General features: G+C 55.1%; 27 protein-coding genes and 1 pseudogene. 14 read left to right on the forward strand and 14 right to left on the reverse strand.

The features are described from left to right. Positions 1-20: 20 nt before the first annotated feature. Positions 21-1,613: a family 43 glycosylhydrolase gene (locus CLV84_RS04075; protein ID WP_104418451.1), complete on the reverse strand. Its 1,593-nt coding sequence runs from the start codon at positions 1,611-1,613 to the stop codon at positions 21-23. 47 nt (positions 1,614-1,660) lie between these two features. Beyond that, entirely contained in the window at positions 1,661-2,659 is a 999-nt protein-coding gene (locus tag CLV84_RS04080) for a glycoside hydrolase family 43 protein (protein ID WP_104418452.1), read from the reverse strand. A gap of 280 nt (positions 2,660-2,939) precedes the next feature. On the opposite strand from CLV84_RS04080, the gene CLV84_RS04085 reads away from it, so the two are divergent. Beyond that, positions 2,940-3,299 carry a hypothetical protein gene (locus tag CLV84_RS04085; RefSeq protein WP_104418453.1) on the forward strand — a complete coding sequence of 120 codons (360 nt, stop codon included), beginning with the start codon at positions 2,940-2,942 and terminating at the stop codon, positions 3,297-3,299. Positions 3,300-3,512: 213 nt separating this feature from the next. On the opposite strand, the gene CLV84_RS04090 is transcribed toward CLV84_RS04085, so the two are convergent. The 4 genes from CLV84_RS04090 to CLV84_RS04105 form a co-directional block, all read right to left on the reverse strand. After that, positions 3,513-4,325 (reverse strand): hypothetical protein, encoded by an 813-nt coding sequence (locus CLV84_RS04090; RefSeq protein ID WP_170067562.1) that lies wholly within the window; start codon positions 4,323-4,325, stop codon positions 3,513-3,515. Between the two features lie 451 nt (positions 4,326-4,776). Then, positions 4,777-6,063: a dicarboxylate/amino acid:cation symporter gene (locus CLV84_RS04095; RefSeq protein WP_104418455.1), complete on the reverse strand. Its 1,287-nt coding sequence runs from the start codon at positions 6,061-6,063 to the stop codon at positions 4,777-4,779. 147 nt (positions 6,064-6,210) lie between these two features. Then, complete coding sequence (locus tag CLV84_RS04100; protein ID WP_104419505.1) at positions 6,211-6,756, reverse strand: DNA-3-methyladenine glycosylase I; 546 nt, start codon at positions 6,754-6,756, stop codon at positions 6,211-6,213. Positions 6,757-6,866: 110 nt separating this feature from the next. Further along, the gene (locus CLV84_RS04105; RefSeq protein ID WP_211295167.1) at positions 6,867-7,994 is read right to left on the reverse strand and encodes an MBL fold metallo-hydrolase; all 1,128 of its coding nucleotides are present in this window, start codon (positions 7,992-7,994) and stop codon (positions 6,867-6,869) included. Positions 7,995-8,430: 436 nt separating this feature from the next. Here CLV84_RS04105 and CLV84_RS22280 point away from each other — a divergent pair, with 436 nt between their 5' ends. Further along, positions 8,431-8,712: a transposase gene (locus CLV84_RS22280; protein WP_104418457.1), complete on the forward strand. Its 282-nt coding sequence runs from the start codon at positions 8,431-8,433 to the stop codon at positions 8,710-8,712. A gap of 4 nt (positions 8,713-8,716) precedes the next feature. Here CLV84_RS22280 and CLV84_RS04115 read toward each other — a convergent pair whose 3' ends face one another. After that, positions 8,717-9,907: a DUF4268 domain-containing protein gene (locus tag CLV84_RS04115; RefSeq protein WP_104418458.1), complete on the reverse strand. Its 1,191-nt coding sequence runs from the start codon at positions 9,905-9,907 to the stop codon at positions 8,717-8,719. Between the two features lie 904 nt (positions 9,908-10,811). Between CLV84_RS04115 and CLV84_RS04120 the strand changes: the two genes are divergently transcribed. After that, the gene (locus tag CLV84_RS04120) at positions 10,812-11,579 is read left to right on the forward strand and encodes a class I SAM-dependent methyltransferase (protein ID WP_104418459.1); all 768 of its coding nucleotides are present in this window, start codon (positions 10,812-10,814) and stop codon (positions 11,577-11,579) included. A 1,121-nt stretch (positions 11,580-12,700) separates the two neighbouring features. Here CLV84_RS04120 and CLV84_RS04130 read toward each other — a convergent pair. Next, positions 12,701-13,243 (reverse strand): hypothetical protein, encoded by a 543-nt coding sequence (locus CLV84_RS04130; RefSeq protein ID WP_104418461.1) that lies wholly within the window; start codon positions 13,241-13,243, stop codon positions 12,701-12,703. An 848-nt stretch (positions 13,244-14,091) separates the two neighbouring features. Here CLV84_RS04130 and CLV84_RS04140 point away from each other — a divergent pair. From CLV84_RS04140 to CLV84_RS04170, 9 genes are all read left to right on the forward strand, one after another. Next, positions 14,092-14,511, forward strand: a complete 420-nt coding sequence (locus CLV84_RS04140; RefSeq protein WP_104418463.1) for a KilA-N domain-containing protein — start codon at positions 14,092-14,094, stop codon at positions 14,509-14,511. Then, positions 14,439-14,786, forward strand: coding sequence for a hypothetical protein (locus CLV84_RS21445; protein ID WP_146088702.1), 348 nt, complete (start codon positions 14,439-14,441; stop codon positions 14,784-14,786). The genes CLV84_RS04140 and CLV84_RS21445 overlap by 73 nt, the downstream gene beginning before the upstream one ends. A gap of 1 nt (position 14,787) precedes the next feature. Further along, complete coding sequence (locus tag CLV84_RS04150; RefSeq protein WP_104418465.1) at positions 14,788-14,991, forward strand: hypothetical protein; 204 nt, start codon at positions 14,788-14,790, stop codon at positions 14,989-14,991. Positions 14,992-15,055: 64 nt separating this feature from the next. Continuing rightward, entirely contained in the window at positions 15,056-15,751 is a 696-nt protein-coding gene (locus tag CLV84_RS04155; protein ID WP_170067563.1) for a tyrosine-type recombinase/integrase, read from the forward strand. 251 nt (positions 15,752-16,002) lie between these two features. Further along, positions 16,003-16,425 carry a DUF2251 domain-containing protein gene (locus CLV84_RS04160; RefSeq protein WP_211295169.1) on the forward strand — a complete coding sequence of 141 codons (423 nt, stop codon included), beginning with the start codon at positions 16,003-16,005 and terminating at the stop codon, positions 16,423-16,425. Positions 16,426-17,133: 708 nt separating this feature from the next. Further along, entirely contained in the window at positions 17,134-17,469 is a 336-nt protein-coding gene (locus tag CLV84_RS21450) for a hypothetical protein (protein ID WP_146088703.1), read from the forward strand. Between the two features lie 41 nt (positions 17,470-17,510). Beyond that, positions 17,511-17,975 carry a hypothetical protein gene (locus tag CLV84_RS21455; protein ID WP_146088704.1) on the forward strand — a complete coding sequence of 155 codons (465 nt, stop codon included), beginning with the start codon at positions 17,511-17,513 and terminating at the stop codon, positions 17,973-17,975. Positions 17,976-18,245: 270 nt separating this feature from the next. Next, positions 18,246-18,563 (forward strand): transposase, encoded by a 318-nt coding sequence (locus CLV84_RS04165; RefSeq protein WP_104418467.1) that lies wholly within the window; start codon positions 18,246-18,248, stop codon positions 18,561-18,563. After that, positions 18,545-19,378 carry an IS3 family transposase gene (locus tag CLV84_RS04170; RefSeq protein ID WP_104418468.1) on the forward strand — a complete coding sequence of 278 codons (834 nt, stop codon included), beginning with the start codon at positions 18,545-18,547 and terminating at the stop codon, positions 19,376-19,378. The genes CLV84_RS04165 and CLV84_RS04170 overlap by 19 nt, the downstream gene beginning before the upstream one ends. Positions 19,379-19,795: 417 nt before the next feature. Here the strand turns inward: CLV84_RS04170 and CLV84_RS04175 are convergent, their stop codons facing one another. The 3 genes and pseudogenes from CLV84_RS04175 to CLV84_RS04185 form a co-directional block, all read right to left on the reverse strand. Next, complete coding sequence (locus CLV84_RS04175) at positions 19,796-21,220, reverse strand: serine hydrolase (RefSeq protein ID WP_170067564.1); 1,425 nt, start codon at positions 21,218-21,220, stop codon at positions 19,796-19,798. 173 nt (positions 21,221-21,393) lie between these two features. After that, positions 21,394-22,191 carry a helix-turn-helix domain-containing protein gene (locus tag CLV84_RS04180; RefSeq protein ID WP_104418470.1) on the reverse strand — a complete coding sequence of 266 codons (798 nt, stop codon included), beginning with the start codon at positions 22,189-22,191 and terminating at the stop codon, positions 21,394-21,396. 61 nt (positions 22,192-22,252) lie between these two features. Then, positions 22,253-22,585: pseudogene (locus CLV84_RS04185) on the reverse strand (DDE-type integrase/transposase/recombinase); the annotation flags it as partial. Between the two features lie 357 nt (positions 22,586-22,942). Here CLV84_RS04185 and CLV84_RS21460 point away from each other — a divergent pair. Together CLV84_RS21460 and CLV84_RS04195 are read left to right on the forward strand one after the other, a co-directional pair. Further along, entirely contained in the window at positions 22,943-23,122 is a 180-nt protein-coding gene (locus CLV84_RS21460) for a hypothetical protein (RefSeq protein ID WP_146088705.1), read from the forward strand. A 281-nt stretch (positions 23,123-23,403) separates the two neighbouring features. Continuing rightward, entirely contained in the window at positions 23,404-23,730 is a 327-nt protein-coding gene (locus tag CLV84_RS04195; protein WP_170067565.1) for a DUF3024 domain-containing protein, read from the forward strand. A 775-nt stretch (positions 23,731-24,505) separates the two neighbouring features. Here CLV84_RS04195 and CLV84_RS04200 read toward each other — a convergent pair. The 3 genes from CLV84_RS04200 to CLV84_RS04210 all read right to left on the reverse strand — a co-directional run bounded on the left by CLV84_RS04200 (position 24,506) and on the right by CLV84_RS04210 (position 26,217). Then, on the reverse strand, positions 24,506-24,913 hold the full coding sequence (locus tag CLV84_RS04200) for an ACT domain-containing protein (RefSeq protein ID WP_104419507.1): 408 nt from the start codon (positions 24,911-24,913) through the stop codon (positions 24,506-24,508). A 73-nt stretch (positions 24,914-24,986) separates the two neighbouring features. Next, positions 24,987-25,703 (reverse strand): class I SAM-dependent methyltransferase, encoded by a 717-nt coding sequence (locus CLV84_RS04205; protein WP_104418474.1) that lies wholly within the window; start codon positions 25,701-25,703, stop codon positions 24,987-24,989. Between the two features lie 247 nt (positions 25,704-25,950). Further along, positions 25,951-26,217, reverse strand: coding sequence for a hypothetical protein (locus CLV84_RS04210; protein WP_104418475.1), 267 nt, complete (start codon positions 26,215-26,217; stop codon positions 25,951-25,953). Positions 26,218-26,504 lie beyond the last annotated feature (287 nt).

Consider the following 26,504-nt stretch of genomic DNA (forward strand, 5'->3'; position numbering starts at 1 on the left):
AAGCCTTCCCCTTCGCCGCGTTACTTCCGCTGCACCAACGACACGTCATCCACCAGGCAAAACGCCCCCGCTTCCCCGTCCGCCAGGAAGCCGATCTCGACTTCATTGCCGGCCACCTGGATACCGTCCACGCGGACTGTCGTCCACTCTTCGTTGGCTTCCGTTATGGTGGTGGTGAAGCGCTCCCCGCCCGATTCGGCGTACATCTCCAGGGTGTCGAAGCCGTCGCTGTTCTTGACCTTGGCGGTAAGGACGTAGCGGTCGTTGGGGAAGGTCACGTAGGGGGAGGAGGTGATGGTCTGGTGGACGTGGCGGACGAAGGCCACCGTGTCGCTCATGTTCAGGCTGCGTTCGCCGATGACGTGCTTGCGTTCGGCTTCCGTGTTGGCGTGGTTGAGCTTGGGCCCCAGGGTGTCGAGCGAAATGGGGGTACCCTCCACGACTTCCGTTTCCCATCCCCGCAGGAAGGTCTGTACGGGTTTGACCTGACTGGGCATTTCCTTGCGGTCCGCTTCGAAGCTGGCGTTGATGGCCCAGTTGTTGTCTTCGGCAACCCGCCATTCGCCGGTTTCGGCGTTCAGATCCCAGGAGTTGAGGGAGTTGAAGTAGGGTTGGTCGCCGTCGAAGGAGAGCGGCACCCACTGGTTGTAGCCCAGGCCGTTACCCGCGAAGTCGGCCCAGCGGTCGCCGCAGTAGATGACCGTGGTATCCTTGGTTCCCCGCACGGTAACGAAGAAGCCGGTCTGGGAGATGTGAGCGTAATCAGCCTCCGCACCCGCGAAGACCTGCATGTCATTCTCCGGCAGGTAGGGACCCATCACGTCGTCCGCGACGAGGTAGTAGGGGAGGGAGCCATCCCAACCGTACAGCTGCGAAGCCGCCAGGTAGTATTTATCCTGGTACTTGAACATACAGTTCCCCTCGCGGCCCGCGCCGCCGAAGACCTGCTTATAGTCCAGCAGGGTCAGCGTATCGTTCTGCAGGCCGATCTCGGAGAGGTAGATCTTGTGGCGTCCCTGCCCGTAGCTGTACACCAGGTAGGATTTGCCGGTATCTTCGTCGGTGAAGACGGTCTGGTCGCCGGTATTGGAGGTGCCGATCCAGGATTCCATGTTCTTGTGGTGGCTCACCTTGAACGGTCCGAGGGGCGAATCCGCGACGGCAAACATAACCTCGGCGTTGTGCTGGATGATCAGCACGTACTGGTCGGCCTCCTCGACGTAGGCCACGCCCATGCGGCCCAGCCAGCCCCACCGCCGCTCGGAATCCCCGAATACTTCGTCGGGGGTGAGTACGTCGGCCTCGAAGGTCCAGCTGACGAGGTCGGTGGAGGAGTAGCAGTTCACCCCCTCGAAGTTGTTCCGCGGCTGGGTAACGGAGGGATCGTCCCGGTACATTTCCGCCTGCTTGTAGTGCACGCCGTACCAGTAGTATTTTTCTTCCCCCGTTTCCGGGTCCGGGAACGTAAAGATCCCGCCGCCCTGGCTGTACAGCGGGTCGCCGTTTTCGGTATCCCAGAAGGTGTCGTTCTTGATGTTGTGGAATTGGGCCGCGGCCTGTTGGCCGGCCAGGGCTACTACGAACAGGAGGAGGAAGAGTCTTTGGATGCGCATGGGGTTTAGTTTATTGGGTGGATACCGGAATCGGGTGCTGAAGGGGCTCATTCCTTTTCGGGGTAATACCGCCCCACAACCTCCAGCTTATCCCCCGAAAGATCCACCTCGAACAGCTTGGGCACCCGGATGTAGCGGCCGTTCACGGAGCGGTGGCTGTGTACGGACATAAGATCCTTCCCTTCGAAGGAGGTGAAGAGCATCCCGTGGCCGAAGTTATCCGGGGTGATGGGCTCGGGCTCCTGTGTCCACGGTCCTTTAAGGTCGCCGCTTTCGGAGTAGGCTACGCCCTGCACGTAAATGTCGTGTACCCAGCTTGTCCACATCATGCCCAGCCGGCCGCTGCCGGTGCGAAAGAGCCAGGGGCCGTCGGTGACCACGCTGGGGCCCACCGAACCGTCGTCGCGTTCCTGCCGGCTCCAGGGGGAATCGCTGGCGCGGAACAGGAGGGTAGACTCTCCGGTGGTGCCGCTCAGGTCGGGCTTCAGCTCGATCATTTCCATCGTGCCGTTCTGGTTCTGCAGCCACTCGTGGCAGAAGACCATGTAGGGCGTGCCGTCGGTGTCCACCCAGAAGGTGCCGTCCAGGGTGGGCATGTCGGCGGGCAGGTAGGTGCTGTCGGCCATGGGGACGTACGGGCCGTCGGGGGTATCGCTTACGAGCACGTGGCTGGCCCGCCGCTCGATCGCGTTGCCGGCCACGGTATCGATGATGACGGCGCGGTTGGTGAAGGTGGCGAAGTCGTAGTACTTGCCTTTGTATTGGTGGAGTTCCGCGGCCCAGATCATCGGGTCGGGGCCCATCCAGGAGTCGGGGTCGGTGGCGACGATCTTGTGCGGGCCTTCCCAGCTGACCAGGTCCTTGCTTTTCCACATCCAGCCGCCGGTGCCGGTCAGGTAGTAGGTCATGGTGGCCGAGTCGGCGAGGATGGCCGGGTCGCTCAGGCGGATGGAGTCGAGGGGAATGTCGGAGCGGACCGGGCGCTGGCCGAAGGCGAGGCAGCCGAACGCGATCCACAGGAGCAGGGTCGGAAGGTGTCGTTGCATGATACTGGGAAGATAGATACTTTTTCCCGCGGCAGAATGGCGTAGCCGCGGCTGCGGGCGGGGAATTGGGGGCGCCGGAGCGCGGGTGCAACGGGAACCGGCAAATTTCCCGCGCTCCGGCGCCCGAATCCAATACCTCGGAAACGCCGGGCTACTTCATATGCAAAGAGGTATGTTCCGCCGCTACACGAACGGGAATGATCTTCGATATATAATTAGCTCATTATAGATATACCAACCGCTTACCCGGGGATTCGCTCATTGGGCAAATACCCTACTTATGCGAAAGCTTAGCCTGCCGGTGGTTCTGCTATGGACCATGAGTTTGACCCAGGCACAGGACCGGCCAGCTCAAATCAGTCCGTGCTGCCCAACCATCGACCGTACGGTAACCGAGCTGCTGCGATTGATCTCCAATAAGCCGGGCGAAGCGAAAGACACCGCCGCGATTCGTGCGCTCTTCCTTCCGACCGCCCGATTTACGGTGCATACCCAGGATACGACCGGCAACCCCCTCCAGACCGCGGACCTGAATGAATTTTTATACTATCTCCAGGACCCTTCCTACGCGGACGGGTTCGAGGAAGTGGACATTTCCCGGGTAGTCGATGGATACCGGAATATCGCCCAGGTGTTTTAAACCTTCGAAGCGACGGAGGGGGCCAGGCACAAGGAAAGAGGGATCACGAGCTATCAATTGGTACGGGTAGCCGACCGGTGGATGATCGCGATTATGGTCTGGACGATGGAGTCGGCGGACGATCCCTTACCCCGGAAGTACCGGCGGTGATCCGCGAAACAGTAGGGGCGAGACGATGGGAGAAAGAGCAGCGGGTTGCACCCGGCGGGAATCCTACAGGGTTTGAAAGATGAGCGCGAATGCCGCCAGCACGCCGGTTGCGATGTACGTGCGGGTCAAAGCCAGCCGATCGATTGGGAAAGCGGCTACCACTTCCGGACGGGTAAGCAGCCACAACACGGCCGCGTAGTAGAGCACGGCGGAAAGCGAAAGCAGGGGGTGGGGCGGAGCGAATAGTTCGGTTAGCAGGAAAAATTCGGTTTTTGCGAAGTCGGGGAGTAGCGAATACAGGTTTAAATGGTGGAGCATCGACTCGTAGAGCGTCGACAGTCCGACGGCCAGGCTCATGCCGGTGAACAGAACGGCTACTATCCAACCCCACGGTTTACCCAGCCAGAAGAGCACGGGAATGGCGGCGAGACCGATCGACAGCAATACCAGGAATAGGGATAAGCCATCTAACAAATGATACAGCTCCGGAGACCATAGCCCCGCGTAGTTCCCGGCCTCGTACAGCTGAACGGCGGCGGCCACGCCCAGGAGAAGCGTAAGGATGCGATGTTTACGCCGCGCATCCGGCGTCCCGATCTGGATGGGGCTGGCGGCGGCGGCCCAGGCGCCGGCAGTTGCTTTGATTTGCGCAAGCTTATCGTGTCGTTTACGGGCCTTGGTGGTATGCTCCCCGCGTTCCTGTTCGAGGGTAGCTGTGGTGTCCGCCACCTCTTCTTCGGTCAATTCCCGCCTGGCTAATTCCTCCCGGGCTGCCTGTACGGCTACCTCCTGGTACGCCTTTGTATCCAGCGTTATCCGCATTAATTGGGGGGTTGGTAAGGACCGGTAACGGGTACGGAATTCTTCTAGGCTCATTAGCTCGTTATAAGGGCGAATCGCTGGAATCCGCACGCCCGTGTTTTACGGCCGGGGATAAAAACGCGAGTCGGCCATCCTGCTGGATAGGGGGACTTTTGATATAAAGAACGGAAGCTAGTTTAAATCATCCAAAAGCCGGGTATTCGTACCCATCGATATAGCGAGGATAAGGATTATACAACCGGTCAATCTGCTCCAGGGTAAGAAGGATGGATCCGGACCGCGCTCATCGCTGATCAGCTCGTTCGACATTTGCATCAAGGTCTTGTGGTCTTCCGGCAGTTGTTGCCCTAAACGCTGTTCGGGTACTGTAATCAAGGCTGGCGTCGCCCGACGTTGGCTCAGGATTATATTAGGCCGGCCCGTATCGCGATCGTATAGCCGGGATAGGCGATCTAGCGCACTTTTAATGGGAGGTATGCTTCCATCCTTAGCTCGTTCGCTAGTATTAGGGCTTCGTGCCAACCGCCCCCACCTCCAACTTCCCCACCGATTTAGCCACCGCCATAGCCACCGTAGCATCCCCCGTGACGTTGGCGATGGTGCGGCACATGTCCAGCGGCCGGTCGACGGCGAAGATCAGGGCGATGCCCTCCACGGGGATGCCCGCCTGCCCGAGGACGATGACCAGCGTGATGATGCCCGCGCTGGGCACGGCCGCCGCGCCGATCGACGCCAGACTGGCGGTGACGACGATGCCGAGCTGGGTCGTCAGGTCGAGCTCGAGCCCGAAGACCTGGGCGACGAAGACGGCCGCGACCGCCTGGTGCAGGCTCGTGCCGTCCATATTGACGGTCGCGCCGATGGGCAGCACGAAGCTGGCGATCTCCTCCGACACGCCCAGGTGGTTGGTGGTGCGGTCGAGGGTAGCGGGTAGGGTGGCCGCGCTGGAACTGGTGCTGAAGGCCAGCAATTGCGCCGGCGCGATGCCCCGGAAGAAGGTGCCATACCCGACGCCCGTGAATAGGCGCACCAGCAGGGGATAAAAGACCAGGATCAGGACGGCCAGCCCCAGCAGCACGCAAACGCTATACGTCAGCAGGGCCGCGAAGAGGTCCGCGCTCGGTGCCTCGACCACCAGGGCCGCCAGCAGCGCGAAGACGGCGTAGGGGGCGGTGGCCATCAGCAGGTCGATCAGTTTGAGGATGACGTCGTTCACGCCGTCAAAGAAGGCCTTCACCGGCCGCGCCTTATCCGGGGGGATCAGGATGAGGCCGACGCCAAAAAAGACGACGAAAACGATCACCTGCAGCATATTGCCGTTGAAGGAGGCCGCGCCGACGATGTTGTCCGGGACCATGTCCACGAAGAACTGCAGCGGCCCCTGCTCGGACTGGGCCGTAGCGATCTCGATCCGCTGGGAAGCGTCGGTGGCGTAGGCGGCCAGCAGTTGCTCCCGCGTTTCCGGCAGCACCACCTTACCCGGGTTCACCAGGTTGACGATGCCCAGGCCGATGGTCACCGCCGTTACCGTCGTCATCAGGAAGAGCGCCAGCGTACGGCCGCCGATCCGCGAGAGCTGGGAGATGTCCTGCAGGTCGCTGATCCCCTTGATGAGGGAAGCCACGATGAGCGGAATGGCGATCAGCTTCAGCGCATTTATGAAGATGATGCCGAAGGGCTTGATCCAGTCTACGACGAATTCCGTCGCGCCCACCGCGCTGGCGAGGAAGCCGAAGCCTACGCCCAGTACCATGCCGATGATGATCTTCCAGTGAAGGGGTAGGTGCTTCATATACTTCCCGTAATTGGGGTAAAGCTACGCGCAACGCCCTATATCCAAATGGGAATTTGCGGGCAGCTCGCCGGGCCCGCTTCTACGCTTCCCCGGGCGGCGGGGCACGGCACTCATCAGTGATTTCAGATCCGAATGGCGCCTTCCTTACCGGATCCACGCCGGCTTCGCCCGTAGCACCCGCTGGTACACGGGACAGTCTTCGACGTGCGCCCCCGGCAGAAAGCCGGTACTCATCAAAAACTCGTTGACGATCTCGCCCCCGGTGAATTGGAAGGTTTTTTTGAACAGCTTCATCCAGGATTCCCGGGTCATGGGATGGTGGTGCTCCAGCCACGCCTGGAAGGAGCCGTAGTCCTGCTGCAGTTCCGCGATAGCCTGCGCGTTAAAGATGGCGGCGTTCACCTTGAGCTTGTTGCGGATGATCCCCGCATCGGCCAGGAGGCGCGCACGGTCCGCCTCCGTGTACGCGGCCACTTTCCGGATCGAGAAGTTGTCGTAGGCCTTGCGGAAGTTGTCCTCCTTTTTCAGCATCGTTTCCCAGCTCAGCCCCGCCTGGTTGATCTCCAGGAGTAAGCGTCCGAAAAGCTCGTCATCGTCGTGGATCGGAAAGCCGTAGTGGTGGTCGTGGTATGCCTTATGGAGGCTTTTCCGGGGCTCCGGCATATTGTCGATCGCGCTGCAATAACTCATGGTCTCCGTTTTCTTTACATATTCAGCCCCCAGCACGCCGCTAGATAGCTTCATTACGTGGATCGTAACCGGCAATTTCGCTATTCCATGGGATACGCCTTTCGGACCGATTACCGCACCCTTTCCCACCACCGGCTGAACGCCTGCCCACCATCGCTATCGGGACCCAAATCCACCCGCTCCCCGATCAGGGGCGTCACCAGTCGGAAGTTGGAGGCCTCGTTGAGCTCGGTGAGTTTGCGCAGGGGCTCGTCCCAGGGGTGGGCGGCGAGCGGGAATTTGGAGGAATGGACCGGCAGGATGCTCGTAGCCCGCAGATCCCGGGCGGCCAGCAGGACGTCTTCCGGGAGGTTGTGCACCTCGCGCCAGGCTTCGTCGTACTGTCCGTTGTCGAGGATGGCGAGGTCGATCGGTCCGTACTTGCGGCCGATGTCGGCGTAGTGGCGGTCGTAGCCGCTGTCGCCGCCGAGGTAGACGGTATAGGTCGGCGTTTGCAGGACGTAGCTGGCCCAGAGCGTATTCGCGGAAGAGAGGCCCCGCCCCGAAAAGTGGCGCGCCGGCTCGACGTATACCTGGATCCCGCCCTCCAGACTCAGGGCCTCGTACCAGTCCTTTTCCACGATCCGGTCCGGCGCGTAGCCCCACCGCTCGAAGTGACTGCCTACGCCGAGTCCGCAGATCACCGTGCCGACCTTATCCCGTAGGGCGACGATGGTCTCGTAGTCCAGGTGGTCGTAGTGGTCGTGGCTGATAAAGAGGTAGTCGATGGTGGGCAGATCGGCTACCTTATAGACGTCCGTACCGGGAAAGGCCTTCAGCGTTCCGGGGAGCGGGGATGCCTGTCCGCTGAATACCGGGTCCACCAAAATGCGCTGCCCCGCCAGCTGGAGGAAGTAGGAGGAGTGCCCGAACCAGACCAGGGCGTCCGCGTCGGTGGGCAAATTCCTTAGGTCCGTTTTCACGGAGGGGATCGTATCGGTAGGGTGATGGTGGGGTATGGTAGCCACGTAATTCCGGTAAAGCACATCCAGCCAGCCGTGCCCCTCGGAGAGCAGCGGCGTCTCCGTCAGGTTACGAAACTTGCCATCGCGGTAGTGCGGCGACCGCCGGATCCGCTCCAGCCGTTCGCCCCGCGGACTGGCCCCCAGTTTTTCCTGCCGCAGGAAGAGGACCGTCGCCAAGGCCAGGCCCGCAAAAAGTAAGATCGCTACACCCATGATTCGCTTCCGTAGTTTCATCGCACCAGCTTGCGAACAGGTACACCTGAGGTGGCGGGGAGTTGCTTTGCTTTGGAGCGTACTCCCACGAGGATCGAGGTAAAGGGGGTAGGGCAGGGGGGCGACGGAGCGCGGGAGAAAGGGGAATTCCCGGCGAAACGGGGATGGATACTTCCCAAACGCAATTCCTATTGCCTCCCACAAGCTACGGCTTTAACTACTCGGCCCCAGCCGGCCCCTGCTCCATCCGACGGCGTATCCGTCCACCGCCCCGGTTAATGCCGAGCATGTGTAGCGGTACGATCTTCCGGTCGGGGTAGGTCGGGGTTTCGTTCACGAATGGGAAGGAAGAATACCGGCTGCGGACACATCCGATGTGTCGTGAGGTAGTTCAATCGAAAATTGTAGCCTTTCCCAAAAACCTGGACAACTCATCAATCACTAAACTGGCGTTGTCATGAAGCAATCAACGTTTTCGGAAAGCCAGATCGTCAGGGCCCTTAAGGAGGTCGAGGGCGGGCGTAGCGTTAACGAAGTGGCCCGCGAACCGGGCGTGGCTAAGGCTACTCGAGTCCTACCAGCAGGTCAACGGGGTGGTCGAACGATTCCGTCAGGATTTCAACTGGTTTTACCCCCACGCCGGCAAGGAAGTATTACCGCCCAAGGAGTTTGGGCAACGCCGATTGGCGCAAACTGGTTAAGGTTCAACCGTCCAGCTTTGGGGAAGTCTTCAGCCTGACCCGCTATTCAACCCGTAGCAATCGTGGCCGAAAGGTGTTGGTAAATTTATTCAGCCAGGTGAGAAAGAAAGTTTTGATAGCAGCACGATTCTTTTCCGCTAGGACGTCATCGCACGGCATACGCACACCTACGTCAAGATTGCCGTGCCATTCATCTATCCTGACTTCGGGGCCTAGCTCCTCTTGTATTCGCTCCAGATCTTCCAGTAGGGCATCCGACAGCTCCGTGCCGTACGGATCGTTCTTGATACGCATGTATACCCCAACCCGGCTGCTGCTCTTTGAGAAGTAGGCGGAGATCCAGGCTGACTTGGTGGGCTCCGGGTAGACAAATAGGTTTTGCGCGTTGGCTAAGTTGGGCATGGGCTGCCCCGGATCGTCGAAGGTGAGTTCCGCAATCAACTCTCCCCAAAATTTTCGGTAAAAAGGATGGGCTGACGTACTGGAATTACTTTTCTCCGCTACCGGTTCCGGCTTATCCCCGTTCTCATGGTAGCTGATGTTCAGCTGGTCGGGAATGGTAATGTGAACGCGCTGAATCTCGACCGTTTTGACGATGGTCTTCGGCAGGATCAGCGTACCCAACGTGGCATGTTGGTAGACGCTGAGTTCTACCATGGAAAAGGTGAAATTCAGGTGACCGACGTTCGTGAAGAATTCTACGATGCGGTGCGCTCCCTCCTTGATACCATCCCCTACGATCAGCAGCAGAAATTTGCCCCGGCGTAAATTCCGGCTGACGGCGTCCACGAAATCCGCCTCACTAGGCACCTTGTCCGGGAACTTCTCGGCCAGCATATCGTACAGCACGTTCCCCTTCGCATCCAGCTTCCGGCTTACCTCCCGTTGCAGGTCTTCGTAGGTCCACGCTGCCAGTTCCTTGGCGTAGTCCAAAATCTGTGCGATCACCTCCCGCCTGGCCTGCGGATTTCGCCACAGCTTGGCCTCAACGATACACAACTCCCCGTCGGGCGTCACCAGCAGGATATCCAGGAAACCCGCCGGCGTGCGCAACTCCGTACATATTGGCAGGCACGGATTGAACGACTCATCGATGTCACTGAACGGCAGCAGGTCAGGGCACTCGAACACGGTCTGCTGAATAAACAGCTCGCTGGGCGGATCGACCTTTTCGAAGGCTTGCGTTGAGCCATCATGGAGGAGTAGGGGGGTGCCGTAGGCGCTTTTCTTCATAATGGCATTCTTACTCGTGGCGCGTGCACCATAGATTAGCTAGGCTAAGCTTCCCTGCAGGGTTGTCCGCGCCGGACGAAAATAGAGCGCCCGATTGCAACGAGGGGATGTGTACAGTACGGTAACTTTAATCACCGGAAACCAGGCTTTTGTAGCTGCATGAATTGGGCGACGGAGCGCAGGTGCAAAGCACTTCGGTGAACCTCGAGGAATACCACAGCAAATTTCACGGTTCTGGTATATCGTCCGCTCCAGTAACCAGGTGGCTCTGCCGATGCCGTTGATCTCGTGGTCCCATTTGTACATGGAAGATCATCGAAAAGTTAGTTTCCTGAACGAGTGAGGCCACGCCAACCCACTGGGAAACGCAAATTGCCGGGCAGGCGGACAACAGCGACTCTCCAGCCGACCGGCTATCGTACAGGTGCTAACTTATCGCCTCTGCTAACGATAGGGCGGTTATTACGAATGTAGGAGCCCAAGGACCAAAATGGTAGCAGCTCACTGAGCGCAGTAGAAATAGAGGAAGCGGTAACCGAACTCGTCAGTTAACCCATCGACGCGGCCGAATCTCGGCGCTGACTTGCGGTCACACGGAATGCCATACCGCAGCCAACTGCTTTACAAACTGTTCAGCACTGGATGGAGCGCAAATGCCCACGTATGACTTCTTTAAAAAATCAGTATAGTTTTTACTTTTTGTAGAGGTGTGACCTAGCGAAAAACAGGAGAACAGCTTTGCGGACGTGACCCGTCCGACAAAGCCAGGCCGCACTTTCAGCGGGTAATTCCAGGGCCCAACTTCTAGCATAGTGCTGCGAACTGAGAGGAAACCACACCGTTCACCCTTACCGTGTGTGCCTGCGGTTAGCTACATTCACGCATCCTAATCGAATCAGCTTGTATGAAAAAGGAACCCTATCACCCTGAACCCTACTGGTCTACCGTTGCGCAACGAATCGGTAGCCGTTCTGGTAAGAATGTGATTGCCGGAGACGACGAGCCCTACTACCGCTACAAGCGGGAACGGTTTCTGGAGATGCTCTCTACGGTAGACTTCAACGGAAAGTCCGTACTAGAAATCGGCCATGGCCCAGGGGGGAACCTGAAGTTTATCCACGATAACTTCACTCCTTCAAGTTTGGCAGGTGTGGATATCTCTGCGGATATGGTACGCTTAGCAAAGTCAATATTGCCGGCAAGCGTAGAACTGACAAAGATTAACGGGACGAAGCTTCCCTTTGCGGATCGTTCCGTTGACATCGTTTTCACCGCCACGGTATTGCAACACAATACCGATGAAAAGATGCTGATCCCACTCATCAAAGAGATTTCCCGGATTTCCAAATCATCCGTTTTCATCTTCGAACGCATTGATGACCCGATCGCTGGCGATGAACTCTGTCTTGGTCGTCCAGTCAGCTACTACGAGGCCTTCTTTAATGATGGCGGTTTTCAGTTGGTCGATGTCGAATACATTAATATTCATGCCAGCTATCTCATGGCCGGTGCAATTCGCAAGGGGCTGAATCGTAAAACCAGGGAGGAGGGTGAACCCCTCAATGGCTTTTCCCTGGAGCTTCAGGAAATCCTGTTACCGCTTTCCAAGAAGATAGATAAAATTTTGACTAAACCACGTGATTTAGCCAAGCTAGCATTCAGGAGATCCTAGCTGAGGGTCAACTGCCGAAGATTAAAATCTATCTGTGCGCTGCAGCTAACTAGTTTAACGCGTACGAACAGCGTCTTGCCGCAAAACGGGGTATCGTCCAGATCTTGTATTCTGCCCCCTAAGGAGACCATCCCGGATCATCCGGTGGGATCGAGAAACCCAGTACAACTGGGTTCGAGTTAATGTAAAACGGTAACCGCATACTTTTTGGATAGCCGTCCTTAATGAAAGATGGCCCCCTTGCTCTGTAGCCGATATCTCCGGTCTTATTCCGATCGCCGCATTTAGTAGCTGGTCGACCAGGTGGCATACCGCGGCGGGGATCGAAAGATGGGTCACTGCCCATACGTTACGCCCCACCTGGGTAATGCTGCTGACGGAGGCCGGGATGCCTCAGGAGGAACTTAAACCGCTGCTCAGCCGCGAGCAGTCTAAATGGACGGACATCTATCGGATCGCAAAAATACTGACCGTGAAGGCGTGTTTGAACGGGCGCACGGCAGAGCGAGTGGGGCGCTTCGTCCACTCTACGCCCTCCCTCGACCTCCTTACGGGCCCTGACGATCTGCTTTTCCGAAAACGTTGATTTCTTCATGACATCGCCAGTTTAGTGATTGATGAGTTGTCCGGTTTTGGGGAAGGCTACAATGCCACCAGCGACAAAGTGAGATTTGGTGCGCTAATTGTTGGTAAGCGATTTGAGCGAATGATGAAAAGCCTTAAGTATTCAAATAAAAAGCTCAATCTCAAGCAAGCTCGATTCAATCGAACTTGACATCATTTTGAAATTTGACCAATTAATTATCGTATTGTAGAGCCTAATGATCCAGCCGTTCTCATTTTCGGTCAGCTAACGCCTATAGAGCTCAGTGGATGGTCCCTGTTTTTGGCGGCGTTTTAGTGCCACGGTCCGGCACTTCCTATCAGCAGTCCGAGTGTTTGCTGTACGTCTGGAAGCTAGTCCAGTCTTTACTGCATAACTTCCTGCACCGAGCCGGTAAACCAGAACCGGTCGAAACTGCCGATAGTGAGAACTAATGCCAATGAACCTGTTCCCATAACCGCTACCACCCTTGGTTACATTTTGGGTAAAATTCTAACCAAGCCTTTGATTGCAGGAGTCAGTAATTCCAATATTTTATTTTCCCGCACTGAGCGTAGCTTTTCCCCGTTAAATTAAGGTAGTCAATACTAGCTGTTTTGCTGAAGTCTGAAAGCAGCTCTGAAAACGCTTCCTTTTTTTCGTACGATACTTGCGGGTTGAGAACCTTGAAAAAGTACGCTTTTATGTTCCCATCACGGTCGAAATAAATCTTGTCCACTACAGCTATATTTGAATCTTGGACCTCCCAACGGAAGTTGTTCTCATTTAGATACGTATTAACTTCTACATGTAAATTTTTCCAGGACTTTACCACCGCATCAAAATTTGATTTTGCCTGTTCTGGGTTAAGCATATTCGGGTGCGTATCGTCCAGGTTTAGCCGCTCGTATTCTGCCAAGTCTACTTCGTTATCTGCATTGAATGTCCTGACATTCGTATTGAGATCGGTGTTGACATCCGAGCGTGTTCCCGTGGAGTTGCAACTTACTAATATTGTCAATGCAGAAATTAGTACCAAGGAGAGGGCGAACCCTATGTAAGAGTGCTTGAAGCTAGACATTGGGAAGTAGAATTAAACTCAAGACACCCTACCGCACTACCTGATGCGCTAAGGATGAGATGGCTGGTTTACAGAATAGATGAACTAGACCTAACTTTTGGTGTGAAGGGGGGAGAGCAGCTTACATCTGCAGCAGCAGCAGGTTATAGGAGGTGTAGAAGTGTAACTTACAGCAGTCGCTGGCAACAGAAATGACAGAGGTGTTGCATTGAATCGACTATGGGATGAGTCGGCCGTCCGGCCGCTGTGGTCCGGGCTATAGCAAATTCTCGTTTTCTCGGGGGCGCAATTCCAGTTCTGGCATTTCGACCGGCTCGTCTTCCGGAGTCGCTACCGAATTTTGCTGAGCCGGTCGCTGCGGAGCGAGGTATAAACCGATGAAAGCCGCAATCAGAAGTGAGATGCCTCCGCCGAGAAGGTACGAGTTCCAGGCTGGTGTTCCGATAGCCTGAACCTTCAATAAAGCGCCGGCCAAGGTAAGCAACGTCGAGAGTGCAAATAATATGCGTGAAAGGCGTTTAAGGCACGTATTACTTAGGTAGTCAATTAAGCGACAACTTCCCCGTGAGTATAGTACCTCGGGTTTTCAAAATACGGAGCCAGTAAGTTGATGGTCGATCAGCATTTGAGTACCGCGTACTGTTTTCGAGATTATATGATTTCGCTCTTTAGCCAGAGAGCGAAGCTCAAGGGCGGAAATGCGCCTTCAAACAGGCTTTAGGGCACGGAAAATGCCCGGTATTTCACAGTCATTCTAGGTCTGCGAATTCTGCGAAGTTGTTGTATTTTGCCATTGCACCCACCATTCTGTGTGATAAACGCCCTCCCCAAGTTTTAAAGTGGTGCATATGCACCACTTTAAATTTCAGCCCACCATGCCCAAGAACCGAACGATAAAAATTGGCGACCAGGATGTCCGCATCGATCTGGACTCCGGCTACTTCTGCGTAACGGACCTAGCTTCCCTCCGCGGCCGATCAGCTGACAACCTGAAGAACTGGATGCGCAATGCCCAGTCCCTGAATTTCTTCGAGGCCTGGGAACAGGAGCACATTCCTGCCAACCAACAGCTGAATCTGGATGAATTCCGCCTGGCGCTTAGCCGTGACGTTGCCTTTGTTCTAAGCGGAGCCAAGTTAGTAGAAGCCGGCTGTCAGGGCATCTTCGTCCAGCGCGGACGCTACGGCGGGACCTATTGCCACATCGACTGGCCACCCACTTTGCCAACTGGTTTGACGCTCGCTTCTACGTTAAGACCATACAGGTAGCGCGTGAGCTATCCGACCGGGTCTACGGTCGGGACGCCGCCCACCTCCGCTTCTCCCGCGACCTGGCTTCCGATTCCTACGCCTTGATCACCAGCCAGCGGGATCAGCAGTCCCTTCCGGCTCCGGGCACCAAAGAACACGTCGCCGCTGAACACGGACACAACCCCGTACAACGCTACCTCAACCAGGTCAGTGCCGACATTAGCAACCTAGCGATTTGGAAAATGACCGCCCTCGATTGGCGGACTAACCCCTCCCGACAACCCCCGGCATAACATGCGGGACTTCGCCACTGCCAAGGAACTGCTGGTCGTGAATGCCCTGCAGATCCTGATGCACGACCTGCAGTCTCAGGATACCTCTCCAGAACAAATGCTAGAATATATATCTACCCGGGCTGATGAGCTTTTGGCGCACTACTGCAAAACCGAGGAGAAGCAGTACATCCTGGAGCTTGCCCGGGACAAGCGGGGCTGGTGATGATCGACACGCTTTTAACTGAAGGATTTCTGAGTTCACCACATCCTTATATATAGAGCTCGCCGTGGAAGACGTAACCGCCATCGCCAAACAAGTTGCCCGCCTCCTCCGCAAGTCCGGTCTGGAGACCTACGACCAGACCAAGCACGTCTTCCGGGAAGTGCGTAAGGAACTGGACTTGTCACCCCCGAAGCGACATGGACGTAACACGGTCAAGCGCCTCAGCGTCGAAAACCTGCGGGCCTTTCTGCGGGCAGCGCAGCGGCAGGAGCCCAAGGTTAACCTGATGATGCAGACGCTCTACGAGTCGGCCGTGCGCGTAAGCGAATTCACCAGCCTGGAAGCCCGCGACTTTATGTACGATCAGCGGCGACTCGTCGTCAGTGCCGGCAAGGGCGACAAACGCCGCGAGGTGATTATCAGCACGGAGCTCGCCGGCATGTTGCGGCTCCACCTGGGCGACCGAAAAGCGGGGCCGCTATTCCGCAGCCGGCAGGGGAAGGCCTATTCCGACCGGCGGATCCAGCAGCTGGTCGACACGGTGGCCACCGCCGCGGGAATAGAAAAACGCGTGACGCCGCATACCCTCCGCCATACTCGGGCCACTCTCCTGACGGAAGCGGGAATGACCCGGGAGGAACTGGGCCCGCTACTCGGTCACGAGCAGTCGAACACGACGGACATCTACGTACGCACCGCACAGGTGCTGACGGTGGAGGCGTTTGATCTGGCACACCGGGGGGTGGGGGAGCGGGTGTGAAGCTTCACGAGCGGGTAGTTTACGGTACCGCGCCTCCGCTTACCGGGAACTCATGCCTAGTTGATTTCTGATGCAGGGAGTAGTGAAAATTAGCCTAAAGCACGACGCCCAGTCGCAAAAGCGTCATCGCCAGAGTTGCGTATTTTGTGCTTGGTGTCGGCGCACACCCGTCAATTATTTCTGGTCCATTGCGAGGGAATGCGCATGCGTTTAAGGTTAGCGGTAATTAAACAAAAGACACGTAAGAAAAAATGATGACCGATAAACCGAAGCTAATAATTTACGAAGAACAGACTTTCAAAGTTGGCGAAGACACATTCATTGACAGTGCAGCAGAAAACAACAATGCAGTTGTATTTGAAGACAATTGCGAAACTGGTTATTTTTACGCTGTGGACAGAAATGACGACTTGAAAGTGTTAGACGGACTTCATATTTATAATGTGTCAAACGTGACTGAAAAGCACAAACCTTCGACTTTAAAAATCCTTTGGACAGAAGACGAATCAAAAGCTTTTCTATCAATAAATAATTATTACCACGCTGTGTTTGACTTTAAGAATAAAGCTGGGTATTGTAGAAATGGGTTTCCTGAAACAACTAATTCGTGGACAAAAATAAAAGAGCGTAAACTAACAGACACATTAATTGACGATTTATCAAAAAACAAATAACTACCCCTAAAAGCCGTTTGCCGCAATGGTGCCTGACGTGGTTAAATCAAGTGCAGTGCTTCTATCAACATTTGTGCTTGGTTGACAGTGAAGTGCTCCAAAATCCCCCACTGCGGCAAGCGGCAAAACGTTGGAACTGATTCAGTAATAGTGTTTCAGGGAGTCAACTACAGAAGATCTGGTATGGCAGGTCCATCAGGCGGTGTCAAACGGCCGCCTAGATTTAATTAACTAACTTGGTATCGTGCTTTGAAAAATCGAGGTATTGTAATCTTTTTTCTTTTCTGATGCAGGCTTACGGCAGGTAAGTGTGATTTCCAAGTTCCTAGAAGCACATCTGGGACGAAGCACCTCTAAGGTTTCGGATGAGAGTGCCATTTTGGCAGCAAATATATATAGAGAATGTCGATTTTCGGGAACTTGCTGAAGGAGAGTTTGATAATATACCTGGATTTTTGTGGCCGTTTGTACAGGAGGTAGCGGTAGAGGTTGCGATAGAGTTAATTAAGCGAAACGTTCCAGGTGTATCGGATTACAGCAATGTCATCGATGCTATTAATAATGTGAGACAGGGGGATATATTGGGATTTCTCGGGGAGACATTATATAGTCAAAAGGAAGTTCCCGGCTCTAGCTGCTCTGAACCTTACACTTGACGGGATTGAGCTGACGGGAAAAGCGTCACGGGCATGGAGGGCAGTAGCTAAAATGGAGCACTTTGGTTCTGAATTTGTTGAAAACTTGCTGACTGTAATTAAAAATCAAAGTGGTGGCATATTAGGAAAACTTAATTGGAGAGGAAGTAATATCGGAATGTCACTTGCAGATGTCAATAGCCCACAATCATTTTTCAACGAACTTCTTGGATTGTTTCCAGATGTTACAGGTCCGTACATTAATCCTACACAACCGCTAGAACAAACTTATAAAGTTGCGGATGATGTAATTCAAATCAAGTTTTATCCCGTTGCTAATACTACGGGTGGACCCACAATCAGCTTCAAAATTAAAGGTCTGCCCGAGAGAAAAATTAGATTTCTGTAGAGGCCGATGCATACACCTTAACAATAGCAAAGATCAAACCAATGAATGACGTGATAACATCAGAGCAGAGCACTATAGATTTAAGTAACTATAAATTGTTGCAGATTTTTACAAGTAAGAATACTATTCAATATGGCTTTTCCGAGTTGGAATTAGTCGGCGCTGAGAAAGTCCTTTTTGCATTTCAACATCAAGTTGAATATGTGTTTATTACTTTTGATTTTACGAGAAACAGTATCCAGAACGGTATTAGTAGTTTTTTGCAAATTCAACGAGCGACCAATTATGACTATGAACTTGTCAGTTTATTTAATTCTGCTATTTCTATTGAAAATCAATCGAGGTCAACTAAGAGAAAATGTACTACCGGTAGTCAAAGTATGAAGGTAGAAGCGTTAGTTGAAGATTTGGAAATCAGAATTGAATGCACGATTAATCTTCATTCATGTACTATTCATGCACGCTCAGAAGATGCTCCAAACTCTTATAGTTTAATCATTCAGTAGACCGTACAATTTCTACTAATCAAGCGCGAACTATAAAATTCCTTTGAATAGCAAGATATTTTTTTGTCAATATGACGCTTCAAATTTTACCCACACTGCGCCCGTCTTCCATGCGCTCTGGCGCACTGCGTTGGCGTCTCCGGTAAGTCTGATTCATAAAACTAGGTTACAGATTGTGTATAAGTATAACCTACTAGAGATCGTCCAGGGAGTACTATAATACCTCGGCAAAACTGGACCATGGCCTAAGTTGAAAACTTAACTTGTACCATGAAGGGATCGAGAAGAAAATTCACCCCCGCCTTCAAGGCAAAAGTCGCCATCGAAGCCTTGAAAGAAAGAAGCACCCTGGCCGAACTGGCCGAGAAGTTCGAGCTGCACCCCAATCAGATCAGTCAGTGGAAGCAGGAGTTTATTGCCGGTTCCGAGCAGGTCTTCGAGACCGGTAAGGGCAAGTCCACTACCGGACCTGATGCGGTCACCGCCAGCGAAGCCGAGCTGCAGCAACTCTACGCCAAGATTGGTCAGCTGCAGATGGAGCGCGACTTTCTAAAAAAAAACTTAGCCAGATGGGATCACCTGAAGTAAGGCGGTCCGGTTTGGAGGCCCAAGCTGGCCTATCTATCCGCCGGCAGTGTGACTTGCTTTCGGTAAGCCGCGGCAGCGTCTACTACGAACCCAAGGGCGAGAGTGAGCAGAACTTAGCTATGATGCGGCTGATGGATGCCCACATCCTGGAGGAACCTACGGCGGGCGTGCTGACCATGCAGTCGATGCTGCGAGATAAAGGGTATGAGGCGGGTTACGAACGGGTGCGTAGATTAATGCGAAAAGCCTGTATTCGAGCCATTTATCCACGCCGGCACCTGACCGTACTGGGCCAGGCGAAGTATGTTCACCCTTACCTGTTGCGGGACCTGGAGATCAACCGGCCGGGGCAGGTCTGGGCCGTTGACATCACCTATGTCCCGCTGCAAAAGGGTTTTATGTACCTCACGGCGATCATCGACGTATACTCGCGCTATATCGTGGGCTGGGGCTTAGCCAACACCCTGACGGCGGAAGCCAGCCTAGGGGTGGTTCGCCAGGCGGTGGCCGAGCACGGGGCACCGGAGATCCTGAACTCCGACCAGGGCTGCCAGTTTACCTGCTCGGAATACGTAACCTGTCTGCGTGAGCAAGGCATTGCCATCAGCATGGACGGCAAGGGCAGGGCACTGGACAACATCTACATCGAGCGCTTCTGGCGCACGATTAAGTATCAACACATCTTCCTGAACCCCGCCGACGACGGCCGGCAGCTGTACCGAGGAATCGAGAAATGGCTGCATCGCTATCACCACCGGGATCACCAGGGAATCGACCGAGTAAAGCCTATCCAGCGGTACCGAAACGCCGCCTAACTTTCACCTAACTAACTTGGTGCCGTGGTCTGAAAACCCGAGGTATTATAGGTGGCCACTCGCGCTAGAAGCAGAGTCGACCGATGACAGTTTCCCAGACGGAAAAGTGCGATCATATGCTAAGAATAGGGGCCTCCTAGAAGTCTACTTAAAATAAGCTTTACTATAAGGACGACGTAAGTGCTTAATTTACAGGATAAAATTAAGGCTACTAAGCCCGGAAGCCTACGAACAGGCCCATCAGCATTTCTACTTTAGTATGATTGCGGCTTAAGGGATGCGTATACCCACGACCCCTTGATCTCTTTCTAGCGAAGAATTACTTGGAGTGCTTTCGCAACGAATCCTAAACAAGCAGTTACCTCCCTGGTATTGCGTGGGTACACGGTTCGAAGAAATGAGCAATGCCCACGGTAACTAGCGCCTTACTTTTTTCAACTTAGCCAAGTTTTCTTGCGCCAGGGAATTAGCCGGATTCATGCGCAGGGTCAGTTCGTACATGGCGATGGCCTCATCAAATTTACCATTTTCCATCAAGGCTTCGGCGTAACTGTCGTAGGCATTGGAGCTATCGGGAAATAGTAAACTATTTAGCTTAAACACCTCCAGAGCCAGCATTTCGTGCCCGGAAAAGGTGTCTCGTAACAGCAGTTCATACCCCAAATCATTCATCTCAAATTCGTTCATGTAGTAGGCGGTATCACGCTTAAACACGTTGAACTTGCTTACCGCGGCGTCCGTACCTTCCTTCACTAGGGTGACCCCGAATTCCCGTACCAGTGACTTGGAGAGCGAAACATTTATCCCGGCAAGTCCCTCGACGACATTGGCCATGCCAAGGAATTTATAAAAGAAATGCGGGTTGCTTTCGTTTTCGTACATCACTAAGGACACGTCGTCCGTAAAGTTTTTGTAGAAAATGGTCGTATGGCCTACCAGGCTACCGTCGTGCCATACGACATGCTTGCCGGCACTGTTTTGAGTATTCAAATTCCATCCCAGCGCAAATGTCTTTTTACCGCCGCCGGTACGTAGGGTATCCCCATTGTCGAGTACCGTCGGCGATAACATCTGTTTCTTCAGCGAAGTAGACAACAAGACGTCGTCATCCAATGCTTTGTCGAAAGCGGCCATGTCTTCGATTGTGGTCATCACGTTACTTGAGCCAAAAAGACCTCCCGTGTGAAAATTCGTGTAGATAGCTGGTCGGTCCAGGGAATCCACGTTAACCACCGCGGAATCGTGGTAAGTCGGGTAAAAATAGCGGGCTGTATTGGGACCATCGGCATGCCGGACGTACGTATTCTCCATGCCGGCGGGACCGAATACTTTTTCTTTCATGTACGTTGCAAAGGGAACATCGGTTACCTCCTCAATCGCCAAACCGAGCAACACAAAGTTCAGGTTGTTGTACCCGTGCCGAGTACCCGGCGCATATACTAACCCATAATCACCCTTTGTCAGCATGTGGTACACTTCGCGGTTTGAGATTACGACCTCTGGGTGCATCTCGATGTACTCTTTCATCACCTCACTGTCTTCGGGCAGACCCGAAGTATGGGACAGCAGGTGCCGTACGGTAATGGTCGGGTAAGGAAATTCGGGCAAGTAAGAATAGAGCGGTTTATCCAAACCGAGCTTCTTTTCTCCAACTAATTGCAGTACCGCAATAGCCGTGAACGGTTTCGAAACGGAGGCCAAGTTAAAGTTGGTTGCCGCAGAATTGGGGACCTTTGCTTCTTTATTCGCCCATCCCGCGGAACGCTGGTAGATCAGGTTTCCGTCGCGGATGACTCCGACACCTCCGTTCAGGAGACCATGCTGTTCCCAAACGGAGGTCATGCTGTCTAGTTGATGTATTTGGTAGTCGCTTAGGCCATCAACTGCTCGTTGGGCATGTGCCGTGCCAATCATAAGGCACAGTAAGAATAAGATATTGGACCGCATAACCACCGTGTTTTGCGGCAAAGATAGCCTAGCACCGGGGTCGGAATGTTGTACGAAATTAGTCACTCTCACCACTGCCGGTAAATCGAGGGGAGAATCCCGGTTTCCGCCTTGATGGAACGGGAGAGGTGGCTTTTATCGGAAAATCCGCATTCGAATGCGATGAATTCCAGGCTCGCGCTGGTGCTTTTTAACATAGCTAGGGCCTTGCTTACTTTGATTTGCCGCAGGTAGGTGGATAGCGAGCACGAGAAATACCTTTTGAAATACTTGGACACCGTTACCGGATGAGCGCCAGTTAGTGTGGACAGCTCCTGTAGTGACGGATTAGTATTCCAATTGTCGTGCAAGTAGTCGCGAACGTCAGTGACCCATACCGGCGGAGGAGACCTTCGATCGTTAGGGTCTAGAGACAGGAGCCCCAAAATCGCCAGGGTCGCGGAACCTTGGTTGGCGTCGCTCAGCAATTCACTGTAGGTATTCAGTACGGGTACCAGCAGATTACTGCCTGTCGCGAATGCCTTGCGGATGTGTTCTTCGGATAGATCGTACTCCTTGAGAAAAGAATGGTTAAACTCCACGCTCAAGTTCAGCGAAGGGTACTGAGTATGGTCGTTTAGGTGGTATTCTCCGGAATAAAAAAAAGCCAGATCGCCGGGTTTTCGCTGACTGGTTTGCATACCTCGGGACTCCCTTGTTCCCCCCTGCAAGAAAAAGGTACAATGGCACTCTTCGTGTGCATGCAATTGCTCGGCCCGCGGCCTCATCGCCGAATGCGGATAGGATACCAGCGAAAAGAGGATGCCATCCGTAAGTCGTACCTCACGGCTCTCGCCGAGATAAGAAGAACTATTAAGTACTAACATGTTCGAGAAAAGTTAGGGAGTAATCTATAATACCTCGAATTTTTCAAACCACGATACCAAGTTAGTTGAAAGTCAGGCGGCGTTTGGTTTGCCCCCTTAGTAATCGGACTTTCGCACAGTTCGAGTTGACTAGTCGATGCGGGTGCTGATCCCGTTGGATCCGCAAGCATCCGTTTCCTGTTTCCCTCTGGTCGGTGTTAAAGTTCTCCAGAGCTACCTGGTGTATCTCCAGGGCTTCGGCTACCAGATCGCGGCACCTTCTGGCCTCCATGGAGTTACCGAGCTTCCAATGAATGACGAAGCGACTGTACAGGTCGATGATGGCCGTCAGGTACAAAAAGCCACTGCGCATGGGCACGTACGTAATGTCCATGGCCCATACCTGATCGCGCCGTAAGCCCAGCAATACTTGATGATTTTCAGGGCCAACTTGGTATGGGTGGAAAAGGGCACTTTCTTCTCCTGCATGGTGGTATCCAGGAGCACCTCCGCTTCCACCTCGCTACCGCAGTACAGGCGCACCGTCAGACTTAAGATTTTCTCCATGCCGGCTTCCCCAATGCGCTTACGTAGATAGACAAAGTCGGTCGGATCAAAGGGCGGGTGATGCTGAAAATAGGTCTCCCAGTGAAGTGCTGCAAGTAGCGGTTTTAGACCCACCAATGATGATTGACCCTTTCCCTACCTGGAGCGCGCCTTCATCGTCTCCGGTGACCGGGAGCTGTGCCTCACCGTGCCTACGGACGGACGCGTGCTTCCCGCGCCCATTCTGGATCTCTTTGACGGGCAACTGCCGGAATTTCTTCCCTTCGAGGACTACCAGCGTAACTACATCGAGCTGGTGCTGGAGCATACCGCGGGCAAGGTCAGCGACAAGGACGGAGCGGCCCAGATCTTGCATATGAACCCCAGACATTGTTCAGCAAAATGAGACGGCTGGGGATCCGGCAGCGAGTTAAGGGAGCGGTCCCCGGAACACGCCGCCTTCTGCCGGATGTGCAGTTATGGCCCGGGTGGAAGGGGAGCCTTAAACTACTCTACTTAACATAATCTATGCTATGATCTATAGACGGAATGGATGGGGATCCGTCAAGTACAGGCGAGCTATCCTGGGTGGGATAAACGACGGCTCCCCCATTCAGCCCTGATCCCCCGTCGTTGGCAGATCAATTGGCTAAGCTTCAAATGTTGGCCGCCCCTTACCTTGTAAGTATGCACGCTATTCATGCCATCCTAGGGGCGTACGTGGAAAGGGTCCGGCCGCCGGTGGAGATCCGCCACGAGTTGGACATTACCTACACGGTCGAGGGCCACAACGTCTTCATCAACGAAGTCCGGCCGGCCTATCCTTCGAAGACGCAGCTGAGGGCCTCTCCCAACGTAAAATTCACCTACGTGGAATCCCGGGACGTATGGAAGATATACTGGATGCGGGGGAACCTGCAGTGGTCCGCCTACGGACCGGCGCCCGAGGTCAAGACTTTGGAAGAAGCCGTGGCCATTTACGACCGCGACGATCACTACTGCTTTAAAGGTTAGGGAACGGAACGCCGCTAGCGCCGGCAAGTCCTGGCTGGTTTCCCGCGGGGGAGGAGAGGCCCCGGGGGCTAAGTGCCGCACCGGAGGCGCAAACACTACCTCAGTAGATTGTCCTGACTGCTTGCAACAACGGAAAGACATCCTCGCGTTGCCCGAGGGTTGGGCGGCCATCCGCCCACCGATTTGGCCGCTGGCCTCACCCGGAATCCGTGAAAGCCAGCTGCGAAGCTGCCCGCAAAGGCCGCAACCCCTACGAGGAGGAACCTTTACGGCCGTAACCGCTCCCGGCGCGGGCCGGGGCCAAGAAAAGGGGAGAGGTAGCCGGTTGGATTATCCGGGGGGGGGGGTCAAAGCACGGTGAAATGGTTTCCACACCCGGGGGGTCAACACTCTGGAATAGGGGGGCAGTACTTTCCGGAAAGGGGGGGTCAAAGGTTCCGGAATACGCAGTCGGAGTCTTCACCGTCCGAGAAGGGAGGCCGTAGTCTGAACAAAGAACGGGGCAAGTTCTACTTCGCGACTACCACCAGGGATGGCAAAACCGGTGACGGAACCTAGATAAAACTGCGATCATATACTAAGAGTAGGGGCCACCTAAAAGGTCTACTTAACATAAGTATAATTAAGTTCTCTAACAGCAAATGAAATGACACCATCACCGGCTCGCAGCTGATCAGTCCATAAAAAGAGACCGTAGCCCACGATCCTATCCGGTGAGCGCGCAGGCCAGCGACAGGAACAGGCAGAGTAGATAGCAGCGCATGGGAAGACCAGGCTACCCCTCCCGTTCCCCCTCACTAAGCCGCCGCAGCACCCGCAGCGCCGCCTCCCCCCGCTCCACCTCCACAAACAAATGATCGTGGTAGTACCCCGCCATCACGTTACAGCTGATTCCCTCCGCCGCCAGGGCCGTGGCCACCGCCGCCGTCAGTCCCACCGCCGCCAGGTCGGAACGGACGCGCAGGGTGATCCACGCGGCGCGGTAGGTGTAGGGGAGGCCGAGTCCGTCGGCGACTTCCTGCTGCAGGATGAGGGTGGTCCCCTCCGGCTCCCGGATGGTGGCTACCGGCAGCGTGCGGTCGATGCCGGCCGTGTCGGGGACCAGGGTAAAGACGTAGGTGCCGGGGTTCCGCTCGGGACATAGGTTTTGCAGCAACTGTCGGAGGTCGTTTACCGGGGGCATGGGGGAGGGATTTTGGGCGCCGGAGCGCAGGAAGTCGGCCAATTTCCGTTCTCCCGCGCTCCGGCGCAAAAGGTCAGCGTTTGACCGCCCGGAGGCACATGAAGGCCGGGAAGCTCAGCAACTCCCGGTAGTGTTTGGGGTCGCTTTGCTGCATCTCGGGGGTGGGGAGGGGCTCTACGAAGTCGTCGAGGTAGAAGCCGTTGCGGAGGAGGGGCTGGATGCAGGCCTGTAGCGGGCGGCGGTAGCTGGTCACCTCCACGGGGGTGCCGAAGCCCTTCCAGATGGCGGTGACCCGCTCGGTGCGGAAGTAGTGTTCCGAGCGGAAGTAGCCGTACTCGAAGAAGGGGTGCTCGACCGACAGCACCAGGCAGCCGCCGGGCCGCAGCAACCGGTGGAACTCCTGGAGCGCGGGCGTCCAGTCGGGGAGGTAGTGGAGAGCCAGGGCGCAGAGGACCACGTCGAAGGAGGCGTCGGCCCGATCGGGTAGGGGAGCGGAAAGGTCGTGGACGAAGAAGGTGCCCCGGCTCCCGTTGCGCTTCCGGGCCAGCTCGACCATCTTCGGACTCAGGTCGAAGCCGGTGACCCGGGCGCCGCGATCGAGGAGGATCTCGGAGTACTTGCCCGGGCCGCAGGCGGCGTCGAGTACGTCCAGTCCGTGGACGTCGGGCAGGAGGGCCAGGGTATTGGGCCGGTCGTAGTGGGCGTTGTGGGGCTTATCGTCGATGCGGGCGGCGTAGTCCGGGGCGAGCGTTTCGTAGGCTTGCAGGATGGCCTGGCGGGTGGGGTCCATGGGCGGGAGTGATCGGGCTTCCCAAGGTAGCGCCGGACAACTTAGCGCGCGGGGCGGATGGTCGTCCCGGGAAGCGATCGCTCCTTCATTGCGGGGATGCCCGGCTTGTTGCGGGAAACCGCCGCTGGTTTTCCGTGGGGTCGGGAAGGCAACGGGCACCGGGAAGGTTATCTCGCCCGGGTTTCCGATTCGCTACTTTGCCGTTCGGTGCGGGTGGATCCTTCGTGATCCCGGGACGAGCGGTCGGTTAGATCCGGTCCGTCACGTCCCGCTCCGGCCGCAGCACGCCGTCGTCGAGTACCACCGGGGTGTTATAGAGCAGGGTATCCCCGTCGGTGATGGCGCTGATGTCGAGGTCGCGGCTCTGAAATTCTCGCAGCATCACTTCGGAGTAGCCGGTGGGGGCGTCCTTCCAGGCGTCGGTAGCGAGGTCGTCGTTGTAGCGGTCGACCAGGTCTATGTCGGTTAACTCGATGAGGTCGTTTTCGAATTCTTGCAGTTCGCGGCTTTCCATATTCGTTGGATTAGTTTTTTCTTCATACCGTTTCGGGGTGGGGTGGGGTTCGATTTAGGCCGCCAGAGATTGTAGCGGGTGCGGCTTCGCACCTGTTTGCGGTAGCTAGAATGGGCTTGCACGCTCAACCCGGGTAAGGCAATTTGGTTGGAACGAAATTCCGTGGCGACGGAGGCGCGCTTTCCGGTAAATCGACCTGCTTTGACCCGCCTCCGCCACGAAAGATTTGGTTGGTAGCGGAGAAAGGGGTATACTCGTTTCCCTAAGTCGCGCAATCGATTGTGCAT

Origin of the sequence: Neolewinella xylanilytica (genome assembly GCF_002934605.1) — a bacterium.
GTDB classification, from domain to species: domain Bacteria; phylum Bacteroidota; class Bacteroidia; order Chitinophagales; family Saprospiraceae; genus Neolewinella; species Neolewinella xylanilytica.